This is a genomic window from Vibrio owensii CAIM 1854 = LMG 25443 (assembly GCF_000817815.1).
Taxonomy (GTDB): domain Bacteria; phylum Pseudomonadota; class Gammaproteobacteria; order Enterobacterales; family Vibrionaceae; genus Vibrio; species Vibrio owensii.
This window is the reverse complement of record NZ_JPRD01000035.1, coordinates 15278-35843: the sequence shown is the minus strand read 5'-3', so window position 1 is coordinate 35843 and position 20566 is coordinate 15278. Positions and strand designations below refer to the sequence as shown.

The following is a 20566-nucleotide window of genomic DNA, read 5'->3' as shown; positions in this document are numbered from 1 at the left end:
AACGGATAGTTCGACATCTTATTTTTACCTTATACAAGCAATTGAACGTAGCTGGTCCGGTCCGTGGGGTCATTCACTGCTAGAGAGTTGGTAACTCATCTCGCTCCATGTGACGGCTTGTATGGGTAAGGGTCCTGAACAACGAACCCTAATTCCCGCTTAAACGGGTCGCAAGTATAGCCATCAAAACGAGAGTTTCATCACATTTATTTACGCAAACGTTCAAGCGTTCATAATTTAAGCAAAGATGCCTTTTTATGGTCATACTTGTAGGGAAAATAGGGGTATTAGGAGGGAAAGATAGGATGAAATGGCTAAAAATGAACAATAAATGTTCAGTTGAACACCAAAGACCAAAAATGAGCAATTTTGCTCTCGCCAATCTATGGATTTTGGATATACAATTTGGAACGCTTCATTCCGAAGCCTCTGTGTATTCAGAGCATCATGATGCCGAGATGGTGAAATTGGTAGACACGCTAGCATGAGGTGCTAGTGCCTTTGGTGTGAGGGTTCGAGTCCCTCTCTCGGCACCATTCCTTTCTTTACAAAGAAATTTAGAGTGTAATGCAAAGTTCTAAGCAGGCAAAACAATCCGCGGACGCTAATCAATTACTTAGCGAACTTGCGGTGCACGCTTTATTACACCTGCACTTCAAAATCCACGCGTCATCGCGAATTATCCCCTTAAAAGAACGTAACGACCTGCTCCAGAAGTGGTTAAAACCGAAACTAAAAAGCAATCGCTACAAACTGATTAAAAAGCCATTAAAGTCTCTGACTCAACAGGCAAAAGGGGAAAATGGCAATTTAGAAGCCTTACTCGAACGTTGTGTAGGTGCCGATAAACCAGGAAACCCACAGCCTCACCTCGACAGTTACCTACTGTTGATCAATGAAGTTGAGAAAAAGCTGGGTACAACTGTACTACTTTCTCGTCCGGAAGATGTGGATCTTTCCCACGACCAACATGGTTGCTTGTTGTGTGTGTTGTCAGAGAACTTAAACCAACATTTCGACGACAATAACGCCTTGATCGCACCAATTTCGATGCTTTTCCGCGGGCCAATGAGCCAACGTTCGTTGTTCCTAGGTAGTATTTATGCGAATAACACCTTCAACTACGAAGTGTTGTATCAAGACGAGCAATTTGTGCGAATCACGCTAGAGCTAGCGTAATCGCAAACGGCAATAAAAAAGCCCATCATTAAGTTGACGGGCTTCTTTTTACTCCAATATAATGACCACACAGCGCATAAGACGTTGTAAATCTTGGCGAAGGCAACCATTCATAATCGAGTGGTGTCGCAGCCCAAGATTATGATTGATAGCCTCGCTTGTTGTCAATCCATCAATTCAAAGGTGATCATTATGATTACTGCTACAATCGTTTCTGAACAGGAACGTCTGAATTTTTATCCATCCATTACCCGACAGTTCGTTTTCCTTGAAAACTCGATCTACCGTTTTTCAGATGAATTTCTGAAAGAGTACGACGGGGCCTATTGGGAGTTTGTTACGTTAGATAACGGAGGTAAGTTCGCTTATCCAGTTATGAATACGCAAGTCACACTCGACAACCCTCATAACTACTCGTCGGGGACGTTTTCTCAAGAAGCGGCAGGGATGTGTATTTGGCTTATTGCATTGAGCTTTTGTGCGATCGTCGCGTTTGAAAAAGGCGACGTTGCCGAAATGGAAAATTTCAACCATCACCAGGTGCGTCTTATGGAATACGCCAGAGAACATTCTGAATGGGATAATATTGCTCGTGTCATCGATTAATCGTGGCATAACACCAACCAACTAAAGCGTTTTACGTTTTGCATTAACCACAGGGGAAGTCCTGTGGGGCTTCTTCTGTTTTATTTATTGTTCTAGGAGAGGTCTTATGTCAAAGCTTGACGCGATCATCAATATTCTACAAATCCGAGAGAATACACCATCAGAAGTTACCACCCATTATCGCTTGGAACGTAAGTGTTATTTGTCACTTGATAGTGATGGCAAACTTTATGTCTGGTGCGATACAAATAATGCGTGGCTTGAAACGACGACTCCGCTTCATGAAGAAGCATTGGTGTTGAATTTTGCACTACTCGATAAAACGGGATTCAGCTTTGCAGGATTTCATGCGTGTTCTTGTTGTCATACTCCAACGAACAGTCATGTCTTGATTGGCCGTGATGGTCAAGTCGTGATGAGCTGTTTTGATTGCGGTCGTACCATTCCGGTATGGCCAGAAATTTGGGAAGGGATCAAGAAAGGTGTAAAAAGCTACTCTGATGTTGAATAACGGATAGAGAACATCCATCGTTTTACCGCCCTTAGCCGGGCTTGCCAGTTCAACTGGCAAGCGCCAGCGGAATTAGCCACAACAGTATGTCTAATTTTAAAGGGGAAGATCATGTATTCATTATTGGACGGATATGAAGGTCAGCTTGAAGCCGAGATTCATGTTTCGAAAGAGTATCAAGGCGCTTGCAAAGTCATTCTTGGAGGTTCATGGGGCAAGGCATATTTTGTCGTACTGCCTTGTTTATATGAAGCAAAGAAAGTGATGGGATTGGCTTTGAATCCACATGTGGGCGGTTTTCATGGTGTGACTATCGTTGAAACAAACGACGATATCACCCATGACCGCGCCGAGGACTGGTTATCCGAGCACTAATTTTTTATTCACTAAATGGCCCGATAATGCTTTTACATTATCGGGTTTTCTTTATCTGAGTAGGTCATCGACTTTATGGCGAAGCCAGGTGGAAATATCTGCTGGAAGATCGTTGGCTTCCATTTGCAGCCATAGCTTTTCAAAAGCCAAAATCGTCAACCAAATCGCGGCTTCTTCGTCTTGCTGTACTTGGGTCAGTGAATAATTCAAAATCGCATCGTTATGCGTATCGATTAGCTCATCATAAAGCATGGTATCCCCTATCTTATCGATATAATGATTAACTATAGTCGTTCATTTTCTTTGTGTTTTGAGTTTAGGGATTTTTCTAAGACTCTGACCAAGCGCATGTGCTCATCAGCGGTTAATGGGTCGGGGCTGTTCAAAATGGTGGTGCGAATGAGTTGTTCTGTTGCGGTTTTTGATAGGTGTAAATATTGCTGCGTGACGAACATCAATTTTGAATAGGTTGGGTTGTTGAGAATAAGCGGTTTACGACCACGCACTCTGAGTTCAAAGCGTCCAATTACATAGTCGTCTTCACCGTCTTCAAGACAAATCCAAGGGTCATTGTTAGTTTGCATGGTACTGCCGTTGGGGTGGGAAAGGGGGAAATGGATGTCTAGTTTGGTGAGGTGTCCGTCCATCCTTCATTAACCAGAAGGCGACTTAGCACTCTGTTCATCAAGTCCTTGATGATGATTTGCTCCGTCTTACTTGGTGCGTGATGCGCCGCAGAGCGCTTAGCTGCGCCCAAGTTTTTCATAAAAATAGCCTCACTGTCGATGATGCCCTGTTTGGCATCGAGGTAGGTGACTTCGTAGGTTGGCATTAATACAATTTCCTATGTTATGCGTGTTGTGCGCGTGAAATTACCTTGTTTAATGAGTACCGACAAGGTTTTGTTTAAAGTTTAACAATAGCTTAGCGTGAGCAAGTTATGAAGTATTTTGCGAGGCAAATAACAAACGGCGACCGTTGCTACGTATTAAGCTTTGCTAAGCTTAAAAGCGATTAGTTTAAAAACTAACGACGTCAAACGCTCAATTTGGCCACCAAAAATCAGGATACATTGAGCAATCATGAGCGTCATCAAACGATGACGCTCACTTTTTTATCGCTTTGAGGAGCTTACACTTCGGATGAGCCAATCCACTGGCTACCTAAATACGCCTCCCACCCATCAGGACTGACTGACAGGTAATCGACACACTCCAATGTGGCTGACGGTGTTCCATCTTTTGCTCGATGTTGGAGATATGAGCGTTGGCACCGGTATCGGCTTCTTTGGTGGCGGCCACCTCCAGTGACGAAATCATTCGGCCTTTATCATCGAATTCAAACTCTTCCCCTGGAATGAGTTTTTCCTTGAGCACGTTTCCGTTCATGTCGAAATGACCAAACAACTCGTAGTAAAAGCTCTTCTGATGATTGAGGTTTGCCAAGGTGCGTTCGTTAATCATGCCAATCATTGTGGTGACCACTCGGCCAATATTCAGCACTTCATCAAAGCCTTTCTCCCTTGCCTTGAGTGTGTAGGCACGAGTGAGGTTATAACCGAAGGTTTGGTCTGCGACAGTGCGAGCGAGTGCCTTTTGGGTGAGTGGTTGGAAGTTTTCATTGGGTTGGAAGTTGGCCAGCGCTGCTTTCACCGGCTTATCGTTTAAATCGGCAATCAGGACACGTTGCACCGGTTTGGTATTCTGCGCGTAAGTCAGCACTTCATCGACCAGGAGGCAACCTTCGGGATCGGGATCTCCGGCGTGAACAATACTGTCGGCTTTATCTATCCAGTTCAGCACCACTTTAAGTTGTTTCTCTGCCCCTTTGCGGGGCTTCATTCGCGGCGGATACACCGTCGTAAGCGGCAGATCAGACAGCGCCCATTTTTTATGTTCGATGTTGTAGTCTTCGGGATCGCATAGCGCTAGTAAGTGACCTAAACACCAAGTCACAATGTACTGGCCATGTTGGTAATAGCCGTCTTTTTTCTGAGTGTCGGGATTGCCGCCTAAGCCCTTAAAGATGGCCGCGGCTAATGAGGTTTTTTCTGCAATAAATACGATCATGATGATTTTCTCCAGATGTGACGGCGCCTCGATATTGAACATCGATATGCCGTCATAAGTCATGAGTTATTGAATGGTGAGGGTTTTCAGTTCGTCGAGCGTGAACACGCGCACGAGTTTCGAACGGTAGTGCTCGAAAGGATGTTTGGATTCGTCAAACGGGATGTATTCGACGCGATCAAACCGTTTGATTAAGAGCTGGCGAATGTCGTCATTGGGCACCACATAGAACACTGCGTTCCAGTAGTTTTTCTTTTGCGCTAAGACGTGACTCTTAAGAATAGCGCGATAACGAGACACCGTTTTGAGGGTACGCTCGGTTTCAATGGCGATGGTAAATCCGTTGGGTGCCGTGATGATGGCGTCTGGTCGGTGCTCGACGTCGTATTGCTTTCGAAACGAATATTGGTCGGCGTTACGCCAGTTCGTCCAGCCATTACGCTGCAAATAGATTTGCGCTTTTTGGTTCATAAGCTTGTGCTCCAGCGTACCAAATTTAACGCGGTAGGGATCGAACGCTCGAAAGTCTTCGTTGATGTCCTGAATGTTTTGCGTCAGCCCTAAGTCAGTGATCCCCCAAATCGAAATCTTGCCAGTTTGAAATTCAAACACATGCTTTTGAATATATTCAAGACTGATAAGTTTGTTCAATAAACGATCTAATGGAGCTCTGTCTTTATAGGACAGTAATAGCATTAGATTAGGCATGTCGGAATAGACTTCTTGTTTTAGAAACTGGATCACGGTTGCCATTTTTTCATGGTTTTTTTTATATCGGGCTTCTTTTGAAGTAATCAGTTGACTCATGTGGCCGCCTCTGCTTGCTTGCGCACTTTATGAAAAGAGAGACACGTTTTGTTGAGCTCAAAAAGGCATTGAGTGATTTGTTTTATGACCGTTGTTCGATGCGCTTGCATCTCCTTCTCGGTCAACTCGCCATTGAGTTTGGCTTTGTTGAGTGTGGTGAAGTAGCTGTCGCTGGCCATAAAGACTTTCATTAGCATGATGCTGCCTGGTGTAAAGCAACGCTGTTCCACATTCATCACTTGCGCGGTTATCTCTCGTGGCGCATTCAGCGTAATGTCGTCCATCTCTGTCATCAACTGCCGATGCTGTTGGTTGATGTCGTTACGTAGCGCGCGTACTTTTTTCAACAGTTTTTCGGCGGTGAGTTTGGACAACTTCGTGGTGAGGTTTTGCTCCGGCCTGGAGGCGAACGCTTCCACGGAAAACAGGCTATTAAAAATAAAAAGCCCGTCAATGGGCTTTTTCATAGGGGTACTTCTGAGGGTGTACTTGTTATGGTCCCATAGGGCGCAAAGTCGTTTACTTTGTAATTCCATTGGATCATATCTCCAGTTTGATTTTGAGTATCACTAGTTGAATCCATCAATTTGTTGTGAGAGAGCCTCCAGTTCAGCGGCTTCTTCTTTGGCGTTCCGCTGTGGTGTTGTTTTCGGTTCATCGCCTGCGGGTTTAAACGTATCGAGATCGAGTTCATTAAGGTCGTTGTTCATGTCCGATCCTTGTGGTGTTGGTGATCCTTCGAGGTCGCTGTGCTCATCTTCATGAACGAGAGGTTCACCCTCCGGCTCTTCACTTTCTTGTGTTAGTTCTTCGGGTTCATCAGGAATGGTTTGCTGCGTTTCATCAAACGTGACGAGTTGTTGTTTTTGAACTTTAATAGGAGCAATGAGTGACGGCTTAGGCACATCGTTTGTCGTAAAAATGTAACTGACAAAGGCGGGCAAATTTAGCAACATGTTGGTATCCACATACTGTCTTTCTGCCATGCGAATGTTGCGTTTATCTTCCACCACTTCGGATAGTGATTTGTTGGCTTCGACGTAATGAGTTTCATCGTCCACCAAGATTGTGCCTGACATTTCGGACACCCATTTAGCGGTATCGGGATCTTGTAGTCGGTACACCAACTTGAATTTGGTATTCTCCACCACTGCGCCAACAACGGCGTCCCCGTTGAGGTCGGCGGGACAATCTTTTAAGTAGGCAATTGATTGATGCGCGAGAAACATATGCACGCCCTTGTCGCGCGCGGCGCCTAAGCCTTCCATTGCCGGTTTGGAAATGTGGTATTTCAATTCATCCAGAAAGATGGCAATTGGGCGTGGTTTGCCAGCCACACGGTCGCGTGTTTCTGCCAGTTGAAATAAGCGGATAAGGATCATCTTCTGTGTGATCAATATTTTTGAGTTACGCATTGAACCAATGACGTAACAACACCCTCCTTGGTCGAAGACATCTTGTAATCGCATCCCCCCAATGGCGTTAATCGACTCCACCAAAGAGAGTTCTTCGAGTTTGCCGTAAAATGCTTTAATGGTTTCCGCAATACCACGAACATAGACGGTATTTAACAGGTTTTTAAATGATCGCCGTTCGATGTGACTGGCTTGCAATGGCGCTTCCCTTGCGGCTTTTCTGTCGTCGATACGATAGAAGTCGGCCACGTCGCCTTTCTCTGCCAAACTGAATCCGGCCACGAGCAATTCTTCAATTTGTTCCGGTGTGGCGTCAGCCAACAAATCAAGCTGTGGGGCTTTCTTATTGAGGTCAATAAGGTAGAACGGTTTACCCGCTTTTTCACACGCGTACTTCATCAAATGAGGCGCCCATTCGTCATTTTCGGATCCATGACAAACACGCCTTCGTTAGCAAGAATGAGCTGATAAAGGAGCAATCCTGACGCAACACCTTTACCGGCACCCGTGGTGCCGATGATGTCGGCGTGCTGCTTTTGTATGTCTTCTAATGGAATGTATTGCGGTTGATGTTCGCGATCCAAACCAACGAAAACGCCCTTATTGAGATCAATGTATTTTTCAGGATCGTATTGAACGGTTTCAGGTAGAAAGGCTTTTACTGTGCGCACGTCAGTGCGCTCATCTCGTGCCATGGTCGTCTTCTTGGTCATCTTTTGTTTGAGCTTGTTTAAGCGGGGCAATATTGCGCGTCGCAGCGCAACATGAATGCCAATCCCGAGTAAAAAAAGAAGGATGTACAGATACGCCCAAACGGGATAAACCAGGTCGGAAAGTGCAACGAAATAGTGCTGTTGCAGCGCATTAATCATTGCCGGAACGGTGAAGTTGGAGAGCGTGCCAAAGCAAAATAGCAGCACGGCGATAAAGATAAAAAGACGTCGAAGAACCGAGCCTTTTTCGTTTTTTTCCGGTTTATCAAAGTAGATCGTGGGCGTGATCAACCCGGCTAAAAAACTGAGAATGCCCGCGTGGTAAAACGTCAGTAAGTAGAGCTGAGAGAGCGCGGTCATGCTCGCCTCAAACAGTCGATACGTGATCATCTCTGACATGATCTTGATGCTCCTTAATTGAATTTCATCGGCGTTAGGGTGACGCCGATGGATGCCCCAAGCCTTTACGCTGAACGCTCCAAGGGATGGGGTTCCCCTTGAAAGGGGAATATTAAAAAAGCGGTTCTTTTTCAATGAATTAGAAGGTTCATGCTCGGGGCTGAACGCCCCTGCGCAGATCCTTCTAATTAAAAGCCGAAAACCGCCTCGCCTACTCAACGGTTTTCGGGGGCAAGCCCCCAAAACAAACCGACCTCTGGGGAGGTCTCGCCTATTCGCTGGGGCGAGCGTTTGTTTCGGCTCCCCCGTCTCAGTCATTTTCGCTGGGGCGAAAAGTGACTTTGATGCTCTCGATGTGCATCTTTCGCACTCCAAAAATCATTATCAATCAAGCCCCGCAGAGGGGGCGTTCGCGCGATTGAATGTTTTTTGAGCCAGGGCTACGGACTCGCTTTCAAGCGCAGCTTGAGTCTCATCACGTAGCAAAAAAGCACGTATTGAGAGCGTAGAAGAGTCGGTGTTATGGTGAAAAGATGAAGTTATGGCTGCGCGATAAAGTCCGAAAGGTCGAAGCCTTCATCGAGTAAACTTTGTAATTCCGCGGGAACCTCGCCCACGCCATTCCACGTTTTGTTGTCACCATAAATGTAAGTGTTTGGTGGCGTGTTGGTGTCGCTTTTGCTTACCTTACGAGGTTTCTTTTTCGGCTTCATTAGGTCACACAACTTGTCAAAGTCGAGTCCCTTATTGATGATTTGCTCGCGCAGCGCTTCGAGCTCTGGCGCTCTTGCTGCTCTCGCTCGGCTTGCATTTTGGCTTCCAATTCTTTCTCTTCTTTGAACTCGGCAATGACATTTAAGACGCGCTCAAGCTGCTCAACACTGGCGTGTTTGAGCACCGTTTTCGCTTGTCTTGGGTTGCTGAGTTTCTTGATTATGTCTTGCATAATTTGTGTTGCCTTTGGTTGATGTCTGAGCCTAACGGTTCATACACTTATCCACATCTCCACAATCGACTGGAAATTGATCCTGAAGGTTTCCAGTTCTCCTCATGATGGATATGTGGGTAAGCGCTGGATGCACTTTGTGAAGACAGTGGCGTTAATAATAAGCCATATTCTTTATGGTCAAAGACGGGGTGTCTACTTGGTGTTTTGCGCTGGAGGTGTCAGTAATAAATGCAAATCTTGAGGTGAAATTAGCTCAATGCTGTCATAAAGAACGTCGACATTTTCGCTGCCTAGGATTGTGATTAAAAAAGTATTGTCTGTCGGGTTGTAAGAGTCGAAATAAATCTGACTAAGGGTAAAGTGAATGTCATCACCGGAGTTTGTTTTGCCTTTGCATTTCGCTTCGAAAAGGTGGTGAGGATGGTTCGGTAAGAACGTCATCGATTTTCCTTTTTATCATGGTCTTGGGTAAGAACAAGACTTATCTTTGTGTGTAAAAAAGGGGGCTTAGGCCGAGTTCGGTACTGCTGGATCTGTTTTTCTTTGGTCCCCTTCTTCTCCAGAAGGTGCTCAAGTAAATCATCATGCAGTAAAGCATGATTTTTTGACCAGTGCGGGGCTATCTGAGTGAAGAAGTGTGTTTGATGCTCTATCTCATACAGTAACTCTCTGTACTCATCGAGGTGTTTTTCTAGAGGGATTTGGTAATCAAGGTGTGAACTTGAAATTAAATCTGGAGCGATGATTTTAAGCTTTTGAAATAGCTTTAGAGCGGCTGCTTGAAAATATTAATACTCATATTCGAAGATCTCCCGTTTTCCTTTTAGGTTATTGGTAGCTTGCCGTTACTGTTGAACCACATAAACGAGATCTCCGTTTTTCTCTTTCAGTGCATTCAACAAATGATCGAGTAAATAAGTGACTCCATGCTATCGAATACGTCTATCTGGATATGACCAACGCGCAAGTAATCCAAACAATTTTTCTTGTTTGGTATATCTGTCTTACCATCGCTGATAGTGATTTCAATTTGATCATCGAGCTTCAATACGTGCAGACACCTTGCGCCAATTCGATACGTATAGAGCGTTACTGTATTGGGTGTGATGTGCTCGGTTATGCTCTCGATAAAAATGCGTAACGCATTTTTATGTGAAGACGTGATGGCGGGATTGAATACTGGATCAAGCATAAGTGAGAACCTCTGCTGAATTTTGAGCCGATGGTAAATGCGGGGACAGATGTGCATGACGAGCCAACGTTGTTACGAATATCATGATGTCCGCTATATCGGGTAATGCGATCTCTTTGTGAGCTAAACGAATGTCGTCAGAAGATAATGGCGGGCAGCTTAATTCACTCTCCCATATCGTTAGCAGAAATGTTTTCCCGCTATCGTAATGAATGATGAGTTCTGCAATAGCGCGTCCAGCTCGGTAGGTTGTCATGTTTATCTTGGTGATGTTTGTGAGATGACGATACAGATCATCCATAACGTTATTGTTATAGCACTCTGATATAACCTTATCGCCAGAGCTAATGCTAAACAGGTGTTTAGGATTGTCTTTCATTTTGCTTTATCCTCAAGTGGAATGGCGCCCGTTAAGAACCCAATATTCAATATGCACTCCATCACTGGCTTGGGTAGTTGTTCGTTGGCGAATTTGTAACGTACTTTTCGTTCTTGTGTTTTGGACCAGTACAAGCGCGTTGTGAGGTTATTTTTATCTATGTTGACGCCACACAGAAAGTTAGGAATTCCTAGCTGACTATACGGAGCTACGTCTTCGGGGGCTGCACTTTTGATGAGATGTTGAATGAAGCGACTGATTAAACAGATCCTGCGTAGTTCTTCTTTGGCGTGTTCGCCAAAGAAGGCAAATACACCGCCTTTTTCGTATTTGAACGTGACGTGAGAAAACGTCATTGGACGAGATGGTTTGCTTAATAGACTCCAGTTACAACGAAGTTGATAGAGCCCTTTGCCTTCTCGTTCAACGTAAACTTCGGCGACACCTTCGTAATCATCCATGCCCGTGTCCTCTTCATGATAGATATGACGAATCGACCCCATTAGAAATGTATCTCCTACTCGCATCTCTCGAATACGAGCGCGAAAATACAACGGTAAACGCGCTCGACGCATGACGTCGTGTCCTTGAACGCGTAAGGTTATCGCTTCTTCCTTTTGGCGTTTGATGCGATGTTGAGTTTCGAATGCTTGAAGTTCTTGCTCTTCTTCATCCGTTAATTGAACGGACAGCTTTACAATCTCAGTCATAATCCGCGCACCCCGCTGGGCAGCAGTCAAAATCAATACCATGAGAGCAGCAACGTTCGTCGTCGTTCCTGCAATCTTCATCGGGTTGCTCACGTTCATAACCGTGCTTAACAGCAATGGCAATCACAGATCCTTTTTCTTCCTCTGGAAGACGTTCGATGAGGTTATCAATGGAAGATTGAAAGCGGCGACTGAAAAGTTCATAGCTTAAACCGCAACCTTGGTGTGCCTGTTTGGCTAATGTTTCGATAAGGTGAGGATAATCGGTTTTTTTATTTGTCATTATTTTGATCTCATTTAAGTGTGTGAACATCGTTAAAAAAACACAATCAAAGCGTTGGTTGGATGAGCATTTACTCGAAGGTGTTGATTGAGAAGAAGCCAAAGGTTTTATTTACCTATTGCGCTCTACGGGCTTCTTTGAGCATTCGTAAGTGATCGATGTAGAGACGCCAGTTTTTCTTTGTTAGAGGCTCTTCTGGTGTGAATCGCTTGTCTTCACTGGTGAAGGCAAATAAACCTTTTCGATTGAGCAGCGTGGTGATGGCGTCAATGCCATTCCAACGCAGATAAGCGGTGCGAGTCTGATAACGCTTGTCGTCAATCTCAAAAGACGCCGGTGCTTTGACTAAGGCGGCGAACGCGACATCTTGAGTGGTTCTTGGATGTTGTAATTCAGTGCATTGGCGTTTGATGATGCTTTCTGAAATCACAATGCCTTCAATCCCCAAATCAATGACGTTCTTGCCATCAATGTGAATAAGCCATTGGTCAATGGCTTCGGTTATGTGTGCTCTGACTTCTTCATCGCTGTAGTGCGCCTGAGCTTGAGGTTTATAGGCGCCGTACATCAGGCGATAGGTCAGATTCGATTCATCAAAATCTGGCGCATCAATGACGCCTTCTTTAATGGCGATGATTTCTTTGCAATCAGCAAGAAAATATTGGTCGTTGGATGCGGGTAGTAGGACGTATTGCATTGTGTTCTCTGTAAAAAAAAGGCGCTCTTATGAGCGCCTGGTTAGGATTGGTTGATAATGTTTAATCGTAGAGCCCTTGCGTGGGGATACGGGATGGCGCAGTCAATACGCGCTTGGGTATGTCATTTTTCACGTATTTTTTGACATACCCATTTCTAAATCCTCGATGCGGTATAGATAAATATAAAGATAAATATTCAAGAAAAAACAATCGCTTCGCTCAGTGAGACCTCCCATCAAAAGCTAATCGACCACAACAAAAATATGAACAACTATGAACGCTTTTGACGGGCCCCAGCAGCCAGCATCAAGTCAAAACACTAAAATAAAGTTAAAAATACTAGCTGGCTGCGCTGAACCTTTCTTTTGTCATACGACAGGAACCAATCGAGCATATACGCATGATTTCGTGGAACCTCAACTCAATAATCGAGCTTAATTCCACCAATAGCGCTAATCAGGGTCTAGCAGGACGAAGGGCAATTTTCATACCGGATACTTCGGTAAACACAAATAACGTCTGAGAACTAGGATAGGACGCTTCTTACTCACTTCGGGAGCGCGTTCTGGTACTCGTCGCGCAGCTCCTCATTGAATCATTGGTTACGCTGTCACATTGTGCAAATAAAAAATGGCGAAATGTCATTAGTTGATAAGCTTTGTGATCTCGCTTTCGCTAAGTCCGGTAACTTCACTAATAAAGGTTAGCTCTGAACCTGCTAATAGCATTTTTTTTGCTATTGCTAATTGGGTTTCTTGAGATCCTTCTTGTCTACCTTGCTGTAAACCTTGTTTCAAACCTTGTTCGCGGCCACGCGCTTCTAACTGTTCTGCTACTGTCATGAACCGTTCCTCATGCTCCGGTACTTGCTTCGCTAACGTTCGCATTAAATCTTCTAGATTTGATGTTTCCCCTACTCTAAGCAAATACTCTACTAAACTATTTAATTGTTTGCTGGTTATTAAACGCTCTAATAACAGTGTAACCAGTGTGTCTGTAAAATCCTACAAGTCTCTTTGTCGCACATGCTTCTGTACCAGCTCCAATAGCGCCACTCGCTTATGCCGAATGATTTCATCATCCGGTATCACGCTAACGTCCACCAAAGGAAAAGACTGACCATAGAGTGATTGAGCTATCTCTGGATTTTCAAACTCATCCAACCAATTGGTGCTGTATGGATAAGGACTGGTTTTGCCATGATAAAATAACAATGGTACGATTAAAGGCAACGTTTCATTACCTGCATCAAGGTGTTGTTTCATCGCTGCGATTGCATATCGCATCAACCGAAACCCCATGTGCTTATTTGGACTGCTTTGATGTTCGATTAAAGCGTACACATATCCTACCCCACTGTCCGTCTCCATTGAGTACAACACGTCAGAATAGTATGGCACTAATTCATCTTCCAAAAATGAACCAGATTGAAGCTGGAGCGTATCGAGATTGCAGATCTGTTTGATATGTCCTGGTAAGTGGGCATCGAGAAAGTCTCTCGCTGTCTCTGGCACCGTCAGAAACGACTTAAACAATCCATCATGTATCGATGTCGGTGTTTTCATTCTTTTACATCTCAACACTATACTTTAATCAATATGATATTGCAGATTTTAATCTGATATATATCAGAACCTTAATATTACTAGCGTACGTTTTCGTTCCGTTGGACCTCAAACCCCGCTAAACAATACGAACTCAACAACTCTTCATTTCAAACAACTGATTGTATTACAAATGTAATACAAGGTGACGCGCAATGGCTAAAGTTATAGCTGTAACTAATCAAAAAGGTGGAGTGGGCGAAACTACTACCTCGGTGAATTTGGGTAATACTCTTGCCAGAATCGGACACAACACATTGGTTATTGATTTAGATCCTCAAGGCAACGCTTCGTCGGTTCTGTCTGCTGGCGAAACACGCTTTGAAAAATCTGTAGCTGAATTATTTTCTAATCCTAAAACCACTAATGTGAATGAGATTGTTCGTGGGGCTACTGATGGCGACTGTGAAATTAGAAATTTGTCATTTATTCCGTCATATATATATTTGAGTCGCGTAATTGAACAATCAATATCTATGTTTCATCGCGAAAAAATTTTAACAAAGCATTTGAAAAAACTAGATTCTAGTTTCGATTATGTGATTCTCGATTGTCCCCCAAACCTAAGTCTAACCACCACAAATGCTCTTTTAGCTGCTGATTTATTTTTGGTTCCTGTTGATGGTGGGTCTTTTTCTGCTAACGGCCTTGCTGATTTGCTCGATGCCTTGGAAGAAATCAGAGAATCCGATGAAATTAACTATCGAATTTTTAGAAATGAATATGATGTGAGAAATAGTCTTATTAATGATTGGCTGGATGAGCAGTTGGAGTCCGTGCGAGAACATGTCTTGCATACAAAAATTCGTAAAGTTGAGGCTATTGGGCAAGCGAGTGTTGAAGTAAAAACATTGTATTCGTATAAAAAGGTAGTGTGGCAGTAAATGACTATCGTTCTTTAGCGAATGAAGTTATTCAATTCTTATAATTGTTATGGATTTAAAATCAAAGGGTTCTATTCTTAATCGTCGCAGTAAGGACAAAAAAGACGGATCTGAAATTGAAAAAAAATCACAGTCACATCTAGCGCGTCCAATATAACGTCTAGCGTCTCCCCTACAACTATGAGGCTTCCTCCAAAACCTAAGGCAGAATTGGCTGTTTGGATTTCAGAGTTACAAGAGCTTACCGATAAAAAAATTACGCCAGCAAAATTAATGAGGGGATTGATTGAAATGCGAAGTGACATTCCATCGGATGCACCAATTGAAGCTATCCAAAAAGTTACTTAGGATGTATTACATTTGTAATACAACCCTATAGGAGAATTAAGATGCAGGTGAATTGTAGCACCAGTCACATCCTGAATAAAACCGTTAGTGATGACGAATTGTGTTTGCTCGGTCGAATGATCGACAACGGCTTTTTCGGAGCCATTCAACGTTCTTTTTTTGAATCATTCGTGAGCCGTAAATCCATTGAGAACTATCTCAACGCTCACACATCAAATGTCGGGGAAGCTAATCATTAAAATATTTTACGGAATGGTATTCCTCGGGGCAGATTATGCCTATACTGTTAAATGAGTGATTGCTAATAAAATGGCTTGGTGTAAACCAAGCCATTTTTCAAGAAAGAGATTGACCTTTAAACGTTTGTTATGTCTTTGAATCAATGGTACCGATACTCGAAGTAAGAGTTTCAAATACTGAAATTCCGAACTTTTGTAATAGGTAATTGTAAAAAGTGTCTACTTACTCATATGCATGCAAAGCAAAGTTTGGGTCTAAGAGTAACTCCCATTCTGCTTTCATGTTTAGCTTGGCTTCAGTATGGTTAGAAGCCGATTTAACAACTTCAACAGGCTTGCTATGGGCAATTCCATTTCTAATATCTTTGAGTTTTAAAATTGACATCAAAGGCTCTGTTTCAAAGTCTAGTGGCTCATTTATCGCTTTGTATATTTTATCTAGCTTTTGATGCCAATTTTGTCTTTCTTGCCACCCACGAACCTTTTTGTCACCAACAAAATTCAGTATAGCTTCAACAGAAAAAGCCAAGGAAACAATACTGTTTATACAATAGTAATCTAAATCCGCCTCATCCCCAGCAGTTAGTTTATCTGTTAATAACTCATGATTGACCAAAGCTAAGCTTTGTAGTGTTTGATGTGGATATATACGAACCTTTTGAGACATAAACTCCTCCTGAGACATTACGCCGTAAACACGAAACCCGACCTAGAACTGAAAATGCCAAGCGTTGGGCATCATTCTTAAATGCTTGTATGCTATTTTTTGTCCGTAATAGCTTCAATACCTCGAATAGAGAAACGTTTACTGTAATGAGGTGATTGGTATAGAGCTTTAGTTTTTTCTCAGCGGTCGTAATTAGCAGTTCCATGGCTTCAGCTAAACCCTCTTCTTTGTATGCTGTAGAAGGATCGTTGCTAAATGTCATATCTGGATTTGCCGTTATACAAGGCACTTTAGGATGACCGATTTGCTCCAAGTAGGCATAAAAAGCATCCTTTGAAATAACAAGACCAAACTCGCGCCACGCATATTTCTTGCCCCAGTAATAACCATCGGTGGCTTCATGCGTAACCCTTTCGTCGTTTTCGGCTTAAACGAGTGCAAGAACCGACCTTCACCGATATGTTCCATCTTATACTCAGTTACAATAACGTCATATATTGTTTTTAAATCTCTTGATTTCATAAGTATCCAACCATTTTTACTGACTGTTTAAAATTGCATAACGCCCTGTTGGGGTGAGCAACGCAATACCAATGCCGCCACATACCACCTTAAACACTAAACGCAACGCATAGTAAAAATGCCACGCGTTGCGAATCACTCTTAAACAGTTTGTTATAGCGCTTTGCCGTTTACAAGTGACCAATGATGAGGCATTAATTCTCGTATAGTCTTGAAAATCAATGTATTCTCTGGAGTCGTAATTGCTGCTTTGACATCCCCACCCCAGTGGACAAGGCGCTCTTGGCAAACTCCGCATGGTGACAAGATTAGAAATTCATCGTTCTCGCTCTCACGACACAGGCATAATGAGTGGGTCACTCGCTCATTGAGTTTGTGAGCCTCTAAATGCGCTCCCACTTCCATGCATAGTGAAAGAGCATCGTTTTTAGTATCAGGAGCAATGCTTGTTAATATTTTTCCTGACTCTGTTCTAACAGCCGCAGCACCACCCCAACCAGAAGGATATCGCATATTTACTAGTTCTATTGCTGCTTGATCTTGATATAGTTCTTTTTCGATATTATCCATGACCATCCATATTCAATTTTATCGAGCGCTATAGCGCCCTGTTAAGGGGTGAGCAACGCAATACCGAAGCCGCCGCATACCACCCTAAACACTAAAACCAACGCATAGTAAAAATGCCACGCGTTGCGAATCCCTCTTGAACAGTTTGTTAACTGAGCGCCTTTCAGTTTTCGGCGATCTTTCAGCCACTTTCGCCAAAGCTCGTTTTGCTAATTAATGATTAGCAAAGCTAACTCAAATATGTATTTAACCAAAAAATTACCGTTTATCTTTAGTTTGAAATGCGTCTCACAACACCATACTTCGGCGATGTAAGTGCGCCGAACTAATCGCGAATGCCTTATATTATTAGAAGGCTTTGTGCCGCCTTTCACATCAGTAAACTTAAGTATCAAACTGAAATTAGTCGCATTAGCTCAGCTAAGGGAACCGACCGAACACGATAAATCTCTGAACCTAGAAGCTGTATCATTGTGCTTTCGTATTTTCTGCGCCAGTTAACGCCCTGTTAAGGGGTGAGCAACGCAATACCGAAGCCTCCGCAAACCACCTTAAACACTAAAATCAACGCATAGTAAAAATGCCACGCGTTGCGAATCCCTCTTGAACAGTTTGTTATGTGCGTTGCTCAAATTCATACTCTGTAAGACACCATTGCTTTGGACTTGACCAACTGATTTCTTTGAATGATGTTCTTAGGTCACCGCTCAATAAAAGTTGCTTCATAAAATGGCTAGGTGAAATATAAGCTTTATCATCGTAAGCAAACACAAAGCCCTGCTTATTGAGCTCAAGCATCATCTGTTTGGTTTCCTTTGATTGAATCCCACCATTGAGATCAAGCTCATCAATACGACCACTTGTATCACCATCTCGACTGCTATTGCTTAACTTTATTGAGGTATTATCTATGGCAACAACGTGCGCCGGAGGGACTTCTCCTGATTGACCAAACTCAACTTTGTAAGGAGGCTGTTTTATCATTTGATCTCCTAGCACATAACGCCCTGTTAAGGTGTGAGCAACGCAATACCAAAGCTCCCGCATAACACCTTAAACACTAAATGCTACGCATAGTAAAAATGCCACGCGTTGCGAATCACTCTTAAACAGTTTGTTATGTACAAACTTACCCACTGAAATAACTCGTAGCAATAGATAAAATAGCAACAAATATACTTATTCTCGCCAGCACAATAGATTGATTAAAATTCAAACTATCCTCTATAACAGCAATAGTATTTTCGAACCGTCCCAAACTACTAGTAAAGACCGTCCTTGCTCTTTCGACTACTTTATAATTGGTGTCCTTGATGCTTAAATGGGCAAAGTTATCGTGCATAGAGTCTTCCAAATCACCCACAAAGCTACCATCTAACTCTTCGAGTTTTTCCAATTGTTGTTTGTGCACTGATTTTGCAATATTTAGGCTTATTTTTAATTTAGCTTTAAATAAGCCTCTGTCATTATTTAAAAGCTCTTCATCTGCTTTATTTATTATCTTTGAGTTCTCAGTATACTCTGCAATCAGCTCATTAAGATGAATTCGATTATTTTCCATACAACACGACCAGTAGTTTCTTGTGAAAGATGCAGTCAAGCTCTTTGTACATAACGCCTTGCTAAGGTGTGAGTAACGCAATACAAAAGCTACCGCACAGCGCCTTAATCACATAAGCCACCGCAAAGTAAAAATGCCACGCGTTACGAATCACTCTTAAGCAATTTGTTAGTACATGCGCTACTTCTATTTGTGCGCTCCAAGATATTGAAAACTGGCATCATATGAAAGGCTTTGAACACTGAAGTGAGACGGGCAGCTACAAAACTTAAACTCCGTTAAGAGACGAGAGTTGGCTTGAAGAAAAACGCACTGAACTGCCCTACTTTTGCTGGCTTCAAATTAGAAAAGGATTCGGTCCTCGCACTTCAACAGCAACACCAAAAGTCACCAAGCTTCTCTCAAAAGCCACCTCGAAAATGAAGAAGCGTCAAAGAAATAGGCTAAGAATTAGAAACCGTAAACGGAGAAATCAAAGCGAACACTCCGCATATAGTGCCACCGGAAAGAACGTGAAAGGCACAAACTGAAAGGTGTAAAGACGAGCGCCAAAACAGATAGACACCAAAACTTATTACCTTTAATGCCAAACCCGTACTAACGCCTTGCTAAGGTGTGAGTAACGCAATACAAAAGCTACCGCACAGCGCCTTAATCACCATAAGCCACCGCAAAGTAAAAATGCCACGCGTTACGAATCACTCTTAAGCAATTTGTTAGTACATGCGCTACTTCTATTTATGCGATCCAAGATATTGAAAAGTGGCATGATATGAAAGGCTTTGAACACTGAAGTGAGACGGGCAGCTACAAAACTTAAACTCGGTTAAGAGACGAAAGTTGGCTAGAAGAAAAACGTACTGAACTCCCCTACTTTTACTGACTTCAAATTAGAAAAGGATTCGATCCTCGCACTTCAACAGCAACACCAAAGAAAGACAATGCTGACTTAGTAAAAACCACGAAAAAGAAGAAGCACCAAAGAAATAGGCTAAGAGTTAGAAACCGTAAACGGTGAAGTCAAAGCAAACACTCCGCATATAGTGCCACCGGAAAGAACGTGAAAGGTACTTACTGAAAGGTGTAAAGACGAGCGCCAAAACAGATAAACACCAAAACTTATGACCTTTGATGTCAAACCCGTACTAACGCTTTTTATACGGGGTTTGACCGTATTTCTGATATCAGAATGCCACCTTTCCCATTGTCGAAAAATAATTATCCTTTAGTATCAATTGGTTACATATTCTTTTCTCTATTAGACGGTGATGTGGAGGTTAATTTCTTTACTGCCGCAATAGTTGAACGACTACATCCTAAGAGTTCTTGTACTTGCGACCAGCTCTTGCCCTCAGTAAGTAAGAGTAGAATGTTTTCTCTCAGCTTCAAGTCAGGCTTTCGTCCTTGGTATTTTCCTTGAGCTCTGGCCTTGTCTATCCCTTGGGCTTGGCGTTTTCGTCTGGTCTCATAGTCGTCTCTGGCCATCGCTGCCGCGAAATCATCGATGTTTGTTGATCACTATGATTGAGAACAGCGTGTGTCATCGGTTGATCGAGTACAACAATATTAATACCGGCTTCGACTAACTTTTGTTTGAGTTCCTTCCATTGTTCGAAGGGGAGACGAGATAGGCGGTCTACTTTCTCGATGAGTAAAACATCACCTCGATGCGAGTCTTCTATCAAACGAGCTAATTCAGCTCTTTCTAATTTAGCACCTGACAGTTGCTCCGTGTAAAAGCTGGCAATACGAACATTGTGGTCGTGAGCGAAAGTTTGTAGTTCATTTTTTGCGCGTTCGGCATCTTGGTCTCGGGTGGAGGCGCGTAAATAGGCTCTTATAAACATGGTTGCTTATTATTGGTTCGATTTGAGTGTGGTATTTGA

General features: G+C 43.1%; 28 protein-coding genes, 1 tRNA gene and 1 pseudogene. 7 read left to right on the top strand and 23 right to left on the bottom strand.

Annotation, left to right across the window (positions count from 1 at the left end):
• Positions 1-452: 452 nt before the first annotated feature.
• The 5 genes from H735_RS18625 to H735_RS18605 all read left to right on the top strand — a co-directional run bounded on the left by H735_RS18625 (position 453) and on the right by H735_RS18605 (position 2671).
• A tRNA-Leu gene (locus H735_RS18625) sits at positions 453-536 on the top strand.
• 31 nt (positions 537-567) lie between these two features.
• On the top strand, positions 568-1179 hold the full coding sequence (locus H735_RS18620; protein WP_005438213.1) for a DUF2913 family protein: 612 nt from the start codon (positions 568-570) through the stop codon (positions 1177-1179).
• A 192-nt stretch (positions 1180-1371) separates the two neighbouring features.
• Positions 1372-1785 carry an antirestriction protein gene (locus H735_RS18615; RefSeq protein WP_020197612.1) on the top strand — a complete coding sequence of 138 codons (414 nt, stop codon included), beginning with the start codon at positions 1372-1374 and terminating at the stop codon, positions 1783-1785.
• A gap of 106 nt (positions 1786-1891) precedes the next feature.
• Entirely contained in the window at positions 1892-2296 is a 405-nt protein-coding gene (locus tag H735_RS18610; RefSeq protein WP_020197611.1) for a hypothetical protein, read from the top strand.
• A gap of 111 nt (positions 2297-2407) precedes the next feature.
• Entirely contained in the window at positions 2408-2671 is a 264-nt protein-coding gene (locus H735_RS18605) for a hypothetical protein (RefSeq protein ID WP_020197610.1), read from the top strand.
• 51 nt (positions 2672-2722) lie between these two features.
• Here the strand turns inward: H735_RS18605 and H735_RS18600 are convergent, their stop codons facing one another.
• The 17 genes and pseudogenes from H735_RS18600 to H735_RS18525 all read right to left on the bottom strand — a co-directional run bounded on the left by H735_RS18600 (position 2723) and on the right by H735_RS18525 (position 13850).
• Positions 2723-2923, bottom strand: a complete 201-nt coding sequence (locus H735_RS18600; protein ID WP_020197609.1) for a hypothetical protein — start codon at positions 2921-2923, stop codon at positions 2723-2725.
• A 32-nt stretch (positions 2924-2955) separates the two neighbouring features.
• Complete coding sequence (locus H735_RS18595; protein ID WP_020197608.1) at positions 2956-3255, bottom strand: hypothetical protein; 300 nt, start codon at positions 3253-3255, stop codon at positions 2956-2958.
• A gap of 38 nt (positions 3256-3293) precedes the next feature.
• Entirely contained in the window at positions 3294-3503 is a 210-nt protein-coding gene (locus tag H735_RS18590) for a hypothetical protein (protein WP_020197607.1), read from the bottom strand.
• A 331-nt stretch (positions 3504-3834) separates the two neighbouring features.
• Positions 3835-4782 carry a DNA topoisomerase gene (locus H735_RS18585; RefSeq protein WP_020197605.1) on the bottom strand — a complete coding sequence of 316 codons (948 nt, stop codon included), beginning with the start codon at positions 4780-4782 and terminating at the stop codon, positions 3835-3837.
• A gap of 24 nt (positions 4783-4806) precedes the next feature.
• Positions 4807-5547, bottom strand: a complete 741-nt coding sequence (mobC, locus tag H735_RS18580; protein ID WP_020197604.1) for a MobC family replication-relaxation protein — start codon at positions 5545-5547, stop codon at positions 4807-4809.
• On the bottom strand, positions 5544-6014 hold the full coding sequence (locus H735_RS18575) for a DUF1845 domain-containing protein (RefSeq protein ID WP_152447679.1): 471 nt from the start codon (positions 6012-6014) through the stop codon (positions 5544-5546). Before H735_RS18575 ends, mobC begins: the two co-directional genes overlap by 4 nt.
• Positions 6015-6116: 102 nt before the next feature.
• Positions 6117-7361: a type IV secretory system conjugative DNA transfer family protein gene (locus H735_RS31705; protein WP_227741561.1), complete on the bottom strand. Its 1245-nt coding sequence runs from the start codon at positions 7359-7361 to the stop codon at positions 6117-6119.
• Positions 7361-8074: an ATP-binding protein gene (locus H735_RS31700; RefSeq protein ID WP_227741559.1), complete on the bottom strand. Its 714-nt coding sequence runs from the start codon at positions 8072-8074 to the stop codon at positions 7361-7363. The genes H735_RS31705 and H735_RS31700 overlap by 1 nt, the downstream gene beginning before the upstream one ends.
• A 539-nt stretch (positions 8075-8613) precedes the next feature.
• Complete coding sequence (locus tag H735_RS32110; RefSeq protein ID WP_020197601.1) at positions 8614-8787, bottom strand: hypothetical protein; 174 nt, start codon at positions 8785-8787, stop codon at positions 8614-8616.
• Positions 8787-9020, bottom strand: coding sequence for an H-NS family histone-like protein (locus tag H735_RS31695; RefSeq protein ID WP_020197600.1), 234 nt, complete (start codon positions 9018-9020; stop codon positions 8787-8789). The genes H735_RS32110 and H735_RS31695 overlap by 1 nt, the downstream gene beginning before the upstream one ends.
• Positions 9021-9215: 195 nt before the next feature.
• Positions 9216-9464, bottom strand: coding sequence for a hypothetical protein (locus H735_RS18555; RefSeq protein WP_020197599.1), 249 nt, complete (start codon positions 9462-9464; stop codon positions 9216-9218).
• Between the two features lie 454 nt (positions 9465-9918).
• Positions 9919-10215: a hypothetical protein gene (locus H735_RS18550; protein WP_020197598.1), complete on the bottom strand. Its 297-nt coding sequence runs from the start codon at positions 10213-10215 to the stop codon at positions 9919-9921.
• Positions 10208-10594 (bottom strand): hypothetical protein, encoded by a 387-nt coding sequence (locus H735_RS18545; protein WP_020197597.1) that lies wholly within the window; start codon positions 10592-10594, stop codon positions 10208-10210. Before H735_RS18545 ends, H735_RS18550 begins: the two co-directional genes overlap by 8 nt.
• The gene (locus H735_RS18540) at positions 10591-11304 is read right to left on the bottom strand and encodes a hypothetical protein (protein ID WP_020197596.1); all 714 of its coding nucleotides are present in this window, start codon (positions 11302-11304) and stop codon (positions 10591-10593) included. Before H735_RS18540 ends, H735_RS18545 begins: the two co-directional genes overlap by 4 nt.
• On the bottom strand, positions 11297-11587 hold the full coding sequence (locus tag H735_RS18535; RefSeq protein ID WP_020197595.1) for a hypothetical protein: 291 nt from the start codon (positions 11585-11587) through the stop codon (positions 11297-11299). The genes H735_RS18540 and H735_RS18535 overlap by 8 nt, the downstream gene beginning before the upstream one ends.
• A gap of 115 nt (positions 11588-11702) precedes the next feature.
• Positions 11703-12284 carry a hypothetical protein gene (locus tag H735_RS18530; protein WP_020197594.1) on the bottom strand — a complete coding sequence of 194 codons (582 nt, stop codon included), beginning with the start codon at positions 12282-12284 and terminating at the stop codon, positions 11703-11705.
• A 645-nt stretch (positions 12285-12929) separates the two neighbouring features.
• Positions 12930-13850: pseudogene (locus H735_RS18525) on the bottom strand (Rpn family recombination-promoting nuclease/putative transposase).
• A 194-nt stretch (positions 13851-14044) separates the two neighbouring features.
• Between H735_RS18525 and H735_RS18520 the strand changes: the two are divergent.
• Positions 14045-14773 carry a ParA family protein gene (locus tag H735_RS18520; protein WP_020197593.1) on the top strand — a complete coding sequence of 243 codons (729 nt, stop codon included), beginning with the start codon at positions 14045-14047 and terminating at the stop codon, positions 14771-14773.
• A gap of 389 nt (positions 14774-15162) precedes the next feature.
• Positions 15163-15360 (top strand): hypothetical protein, encoded by a 198-nt coding sequence (locus tag H735_RS18515; protein WP_020197592.1) that lies wholly within the window; start codon positions 15163-15165, stop codon positions 15358-15360.
• A gap of 223 nt (positions 15361-15583) precedes the next feature.
• Here H735_RS18515 and H735_RS18510 read toward each other — a convergent pair whose 3' ends face one another.
• The 6 genes from H735_RS18510 to H735_RS18485 all read right to left on the bottom strand — a co-directional run bounded on the left by H735_RS18510 (position 15584) and on the right by H735_RS18485 (position 20527).
• Positions 15584-16027 carry a hypothetical protein gene (locus tag H735_RS18510; RefSeq protein WP_020197591.1) on the bottom strand — a complete coding sequence of 148 codons (444 nt, stop codon included), beginning with the start codon at positions 16025-16027 and terminating at the stop codon, positions 15584-15586.
• A gap of 675 nt (positions 16028-16702) precedes the next feature.
• On the bottom strand, positions 16703-17119 hold the full coding sequence (locus H735_RS18500) for a cytidine deaminase (protein ID WP_027726866.1): 417 nt from the start codon (positions 17117-17119) through the stop codon (positions 16703-16705).
• A gap of 615 nt (positions 17120-17734) precedes the next feature.
• Positions 17735-18166, bottom strand: coding sequence for a hypothetical protein (locus H735_RS18495; protein ID WP_238320689.1), 432 nt, complete (start codon positions 18164-18166; stop codon positions 17735-17737).
• Between the two features lie 82 nt (positions 18167-18248).
• On the bottom strand, positions 18249-18680 hold the full coding sequence (locus H735_RS18490; RefSeq protein WP_020198130.1) for a hypothetical protein: 432 nt from the start codon (positions 18678-18680) through the stop codon (positions 18249-18251).
• A 1239-nt stretch (positions 18681-19919) separates the two neighbouring features.
• Positions 19920-20165: a helix-turn-helix domain-containing protein gene (locus H735_RS32035; RefSeq protein ID WP_306301439.1), complete on the bottom strand. Its 246-nt coding sequence runs from the start codon at positions 20163-20165 to the stop codon at positions 19920-19922.
• Positions 20114-20527 carry a recombinase family protein gene (locus H735_RS18485; RefSeq protein WP_306301438.1) on the bottom strand — a complete coding sequence of 138 codons (414 nt, stop codon included), beginning with the start codon at positions 20525-20527 and terminating at the stop codon, positions 20114-20116. The genes H735_RS32035 and H735_RS18485 overlap by 52 nt, the downstream gene beginning before the upstream one ends.
• Positions 20528-20566 lie beyond the last annotated feature (39 nt).

Bases quoted from the DNA above. Each gene is read 5' to 3' on its own strand.
- H735_RS32110 (WP_020197601.1), bottom strand. From the start codon at position 8,787: ATGAAGCCGAAAAAGAAACCTCGTAAGGTAAGCAAAAGCGACACCAAC.
- H735_RS18590 (WP_020197607.1), bottom strand. From the start codon at position 3,503: ATGCCAACCTACGAAGTCACCTACCTCGATGCCAAACAGGGCATCATC.
- H735_RS18620 (WP_005438213.1), top strand. From the start codon at position 568: ATGCAAAGTTCTAAGCAGGCAAAACAATCCGCGGACGCTAATCAATTA.
- H735_RS31695 (WP_020197600.1), bottom strand. From the start codon at position 9,020: ATGCAAGACATAATCAAGAAACTCAGCAACCCAAGACAAGCGAAAACG.
- H735_RS18530 (WP_020197594.1), bottom strand. From the start codon at position 12,284: ATGCAATACGTCCTACTACCCGCATCCAACGACCAATATTTTCTTGCT.
- H735_RS18535 (WP_020197595.1), bottom strand. From the start codon at position 11,587: ATGACAAATAAAAAAACCGATTATCCTCACCTTATCGAAACATTAGCC.
- H735_RS18550 (WP_020197598.1), bottom strand. From the start codon at position 10,215: ATGCTTGATCCAGTATTCAATCCCGCCATCACGTCTTCACATAAAAAT.
- H735_RS18605 (WP_020197610.1), top strand. From the start codon at position 2,408: ATGTATTCATTATTGGACGGATATGAAGGTCAGCTTGAAGCCGAGATT.
- H735_RS18585 (WP_020197605.1), bottom strand. From the start codon at position 4,782: ATGTTCAATATCGAGGCGCCGTCACATCTGGAGAAAATCATCATGATC.
- H735_RS18555 (WP_020197599.1), bottom strand. From the start codon at position 9,464: ATGACGTTCTTACCGAACCATCCTCACCACCTTTTCGAAGCGAAATGC.
- H735_RS18520 (WP_020197593.1), top strand. From the start codon at position 14,045: ATGGCTAAAGTTATAGCTGTAACTAATCAAAAAGGTGGAGTGGGCGAA.
- H735_RS32035 (WP_306301439.1), bottom strand. From the start codon at position 20,165: ATGGCCAGAGACGACTATGAGACCAGACGAAAACGCCAAGCCCAAGGG.
- H735_RS18510 (WP_020197591.1), bottom strand. From the start codon at position 16,027: ATGTCTCAAAAGGTTCGTATATATCCACATCAAACACTACAAAGCTTA.
- H735_RS18610 (WP_020197611.1), top strand. From the start codon at position 1,892: ATGTCAAAGCTTGACGCGATCATCAATATTCTACAAATCCGAGAGAAT.
- H735_RS31700 (WP_227741559.1), bottom strand. From the start codon at position 8,074: ATGTCAGAGATGATCACGTATCGACTGTTTGAGGCGAGCATGACCGCG.
- H735_RS31705 (WP_227741561.1), bottom strand. From the start codon at position 7,361: ATGAAGTACGCGTGTGAAAAAGCGGGTAAACCGTTCTACCTTATTGAC.
- H735_RS18500 (WP_027726866.1), bottom strand. From the start codon at position 17,119: ATGGATAATATCGAAAAAGAACTATATCAAGATCAAGCAGCAATAGAA.
- H735_RS18490 (WP_020198130.1), bottom strand. From the start codon at position 18,680: ATGGAAAATAATCGAATTCATCTTAATGAGCTGATTGCAGAGTATACT.
- H735_RS18615 (WP_020197612.1), top strand. From the start codon at position 1,372: ATGATTACTGCTACAATCGTTTCTGAACAGGAACGTCTGAATTTTTAT.
- H735_RS18515 (WP_020197592.1), top strand. From the start codon at position 15,163: ATGCAGGTGAATTGTAGCACCAGTCACATCCTGAATAAAACCGTTAGT.
- H735_RS18485 (WP_306301438.1), bottom strand. From the start codon at position 20,527: ATGTTTATAAGAGCCTATTTACGCGCCTCCACCCGAGACCAAGATGCC.
- H735_RS18600 (WP_020197609.1), bottom strand. From the start codon at position 2,923: ATGCTTTATGATGAGCTAATCGATACGCATAACGATGCGATTTTGAAT.
- H735_RS18495 (WP_238320689.1), bottom strand. From the start codon at position 18,166: ATGCGGGAGCTTTGGTATTGCGTTGCTCACACCTTAACAGGGCGTTAT.
- H735_RS18540 (WP_020197596.1), bottom strand. From the start codon at position 11,304: ATGACTGAGATTGTAAAGCTGTCCGTTCAATTAACGGATGAAGAAGAG.
- H735_RS18595 (WP_020197608.1), bottom strand. From the start codon at position 3,255: ATGCAAACTAACAATGACCCTTGGATTTGTCTTGAAGACGGTGAAGAC.
- H735_RS18575 (WP_152447679.1), bottom strand. From the start codon at position 6,014: ATGAAAAAGCCCATTGACGGGCTTTTTATTTTTAATAGCCTGTTTTCC.
- mobC (WP_020197604.1), bottom strand. From the start codon at position 5,547: ATGAGTCAACTGATTACTTCAAAAGAAGCCCGATATAAAAAAAACCAT.
- H735_RS18545 (WP_020197597.1), bottom strand. From the start codon at position 10,594: ATGAAAGACAATCCTAAACACCTGTTTAGCATTAGCTCTGGCGATAAG.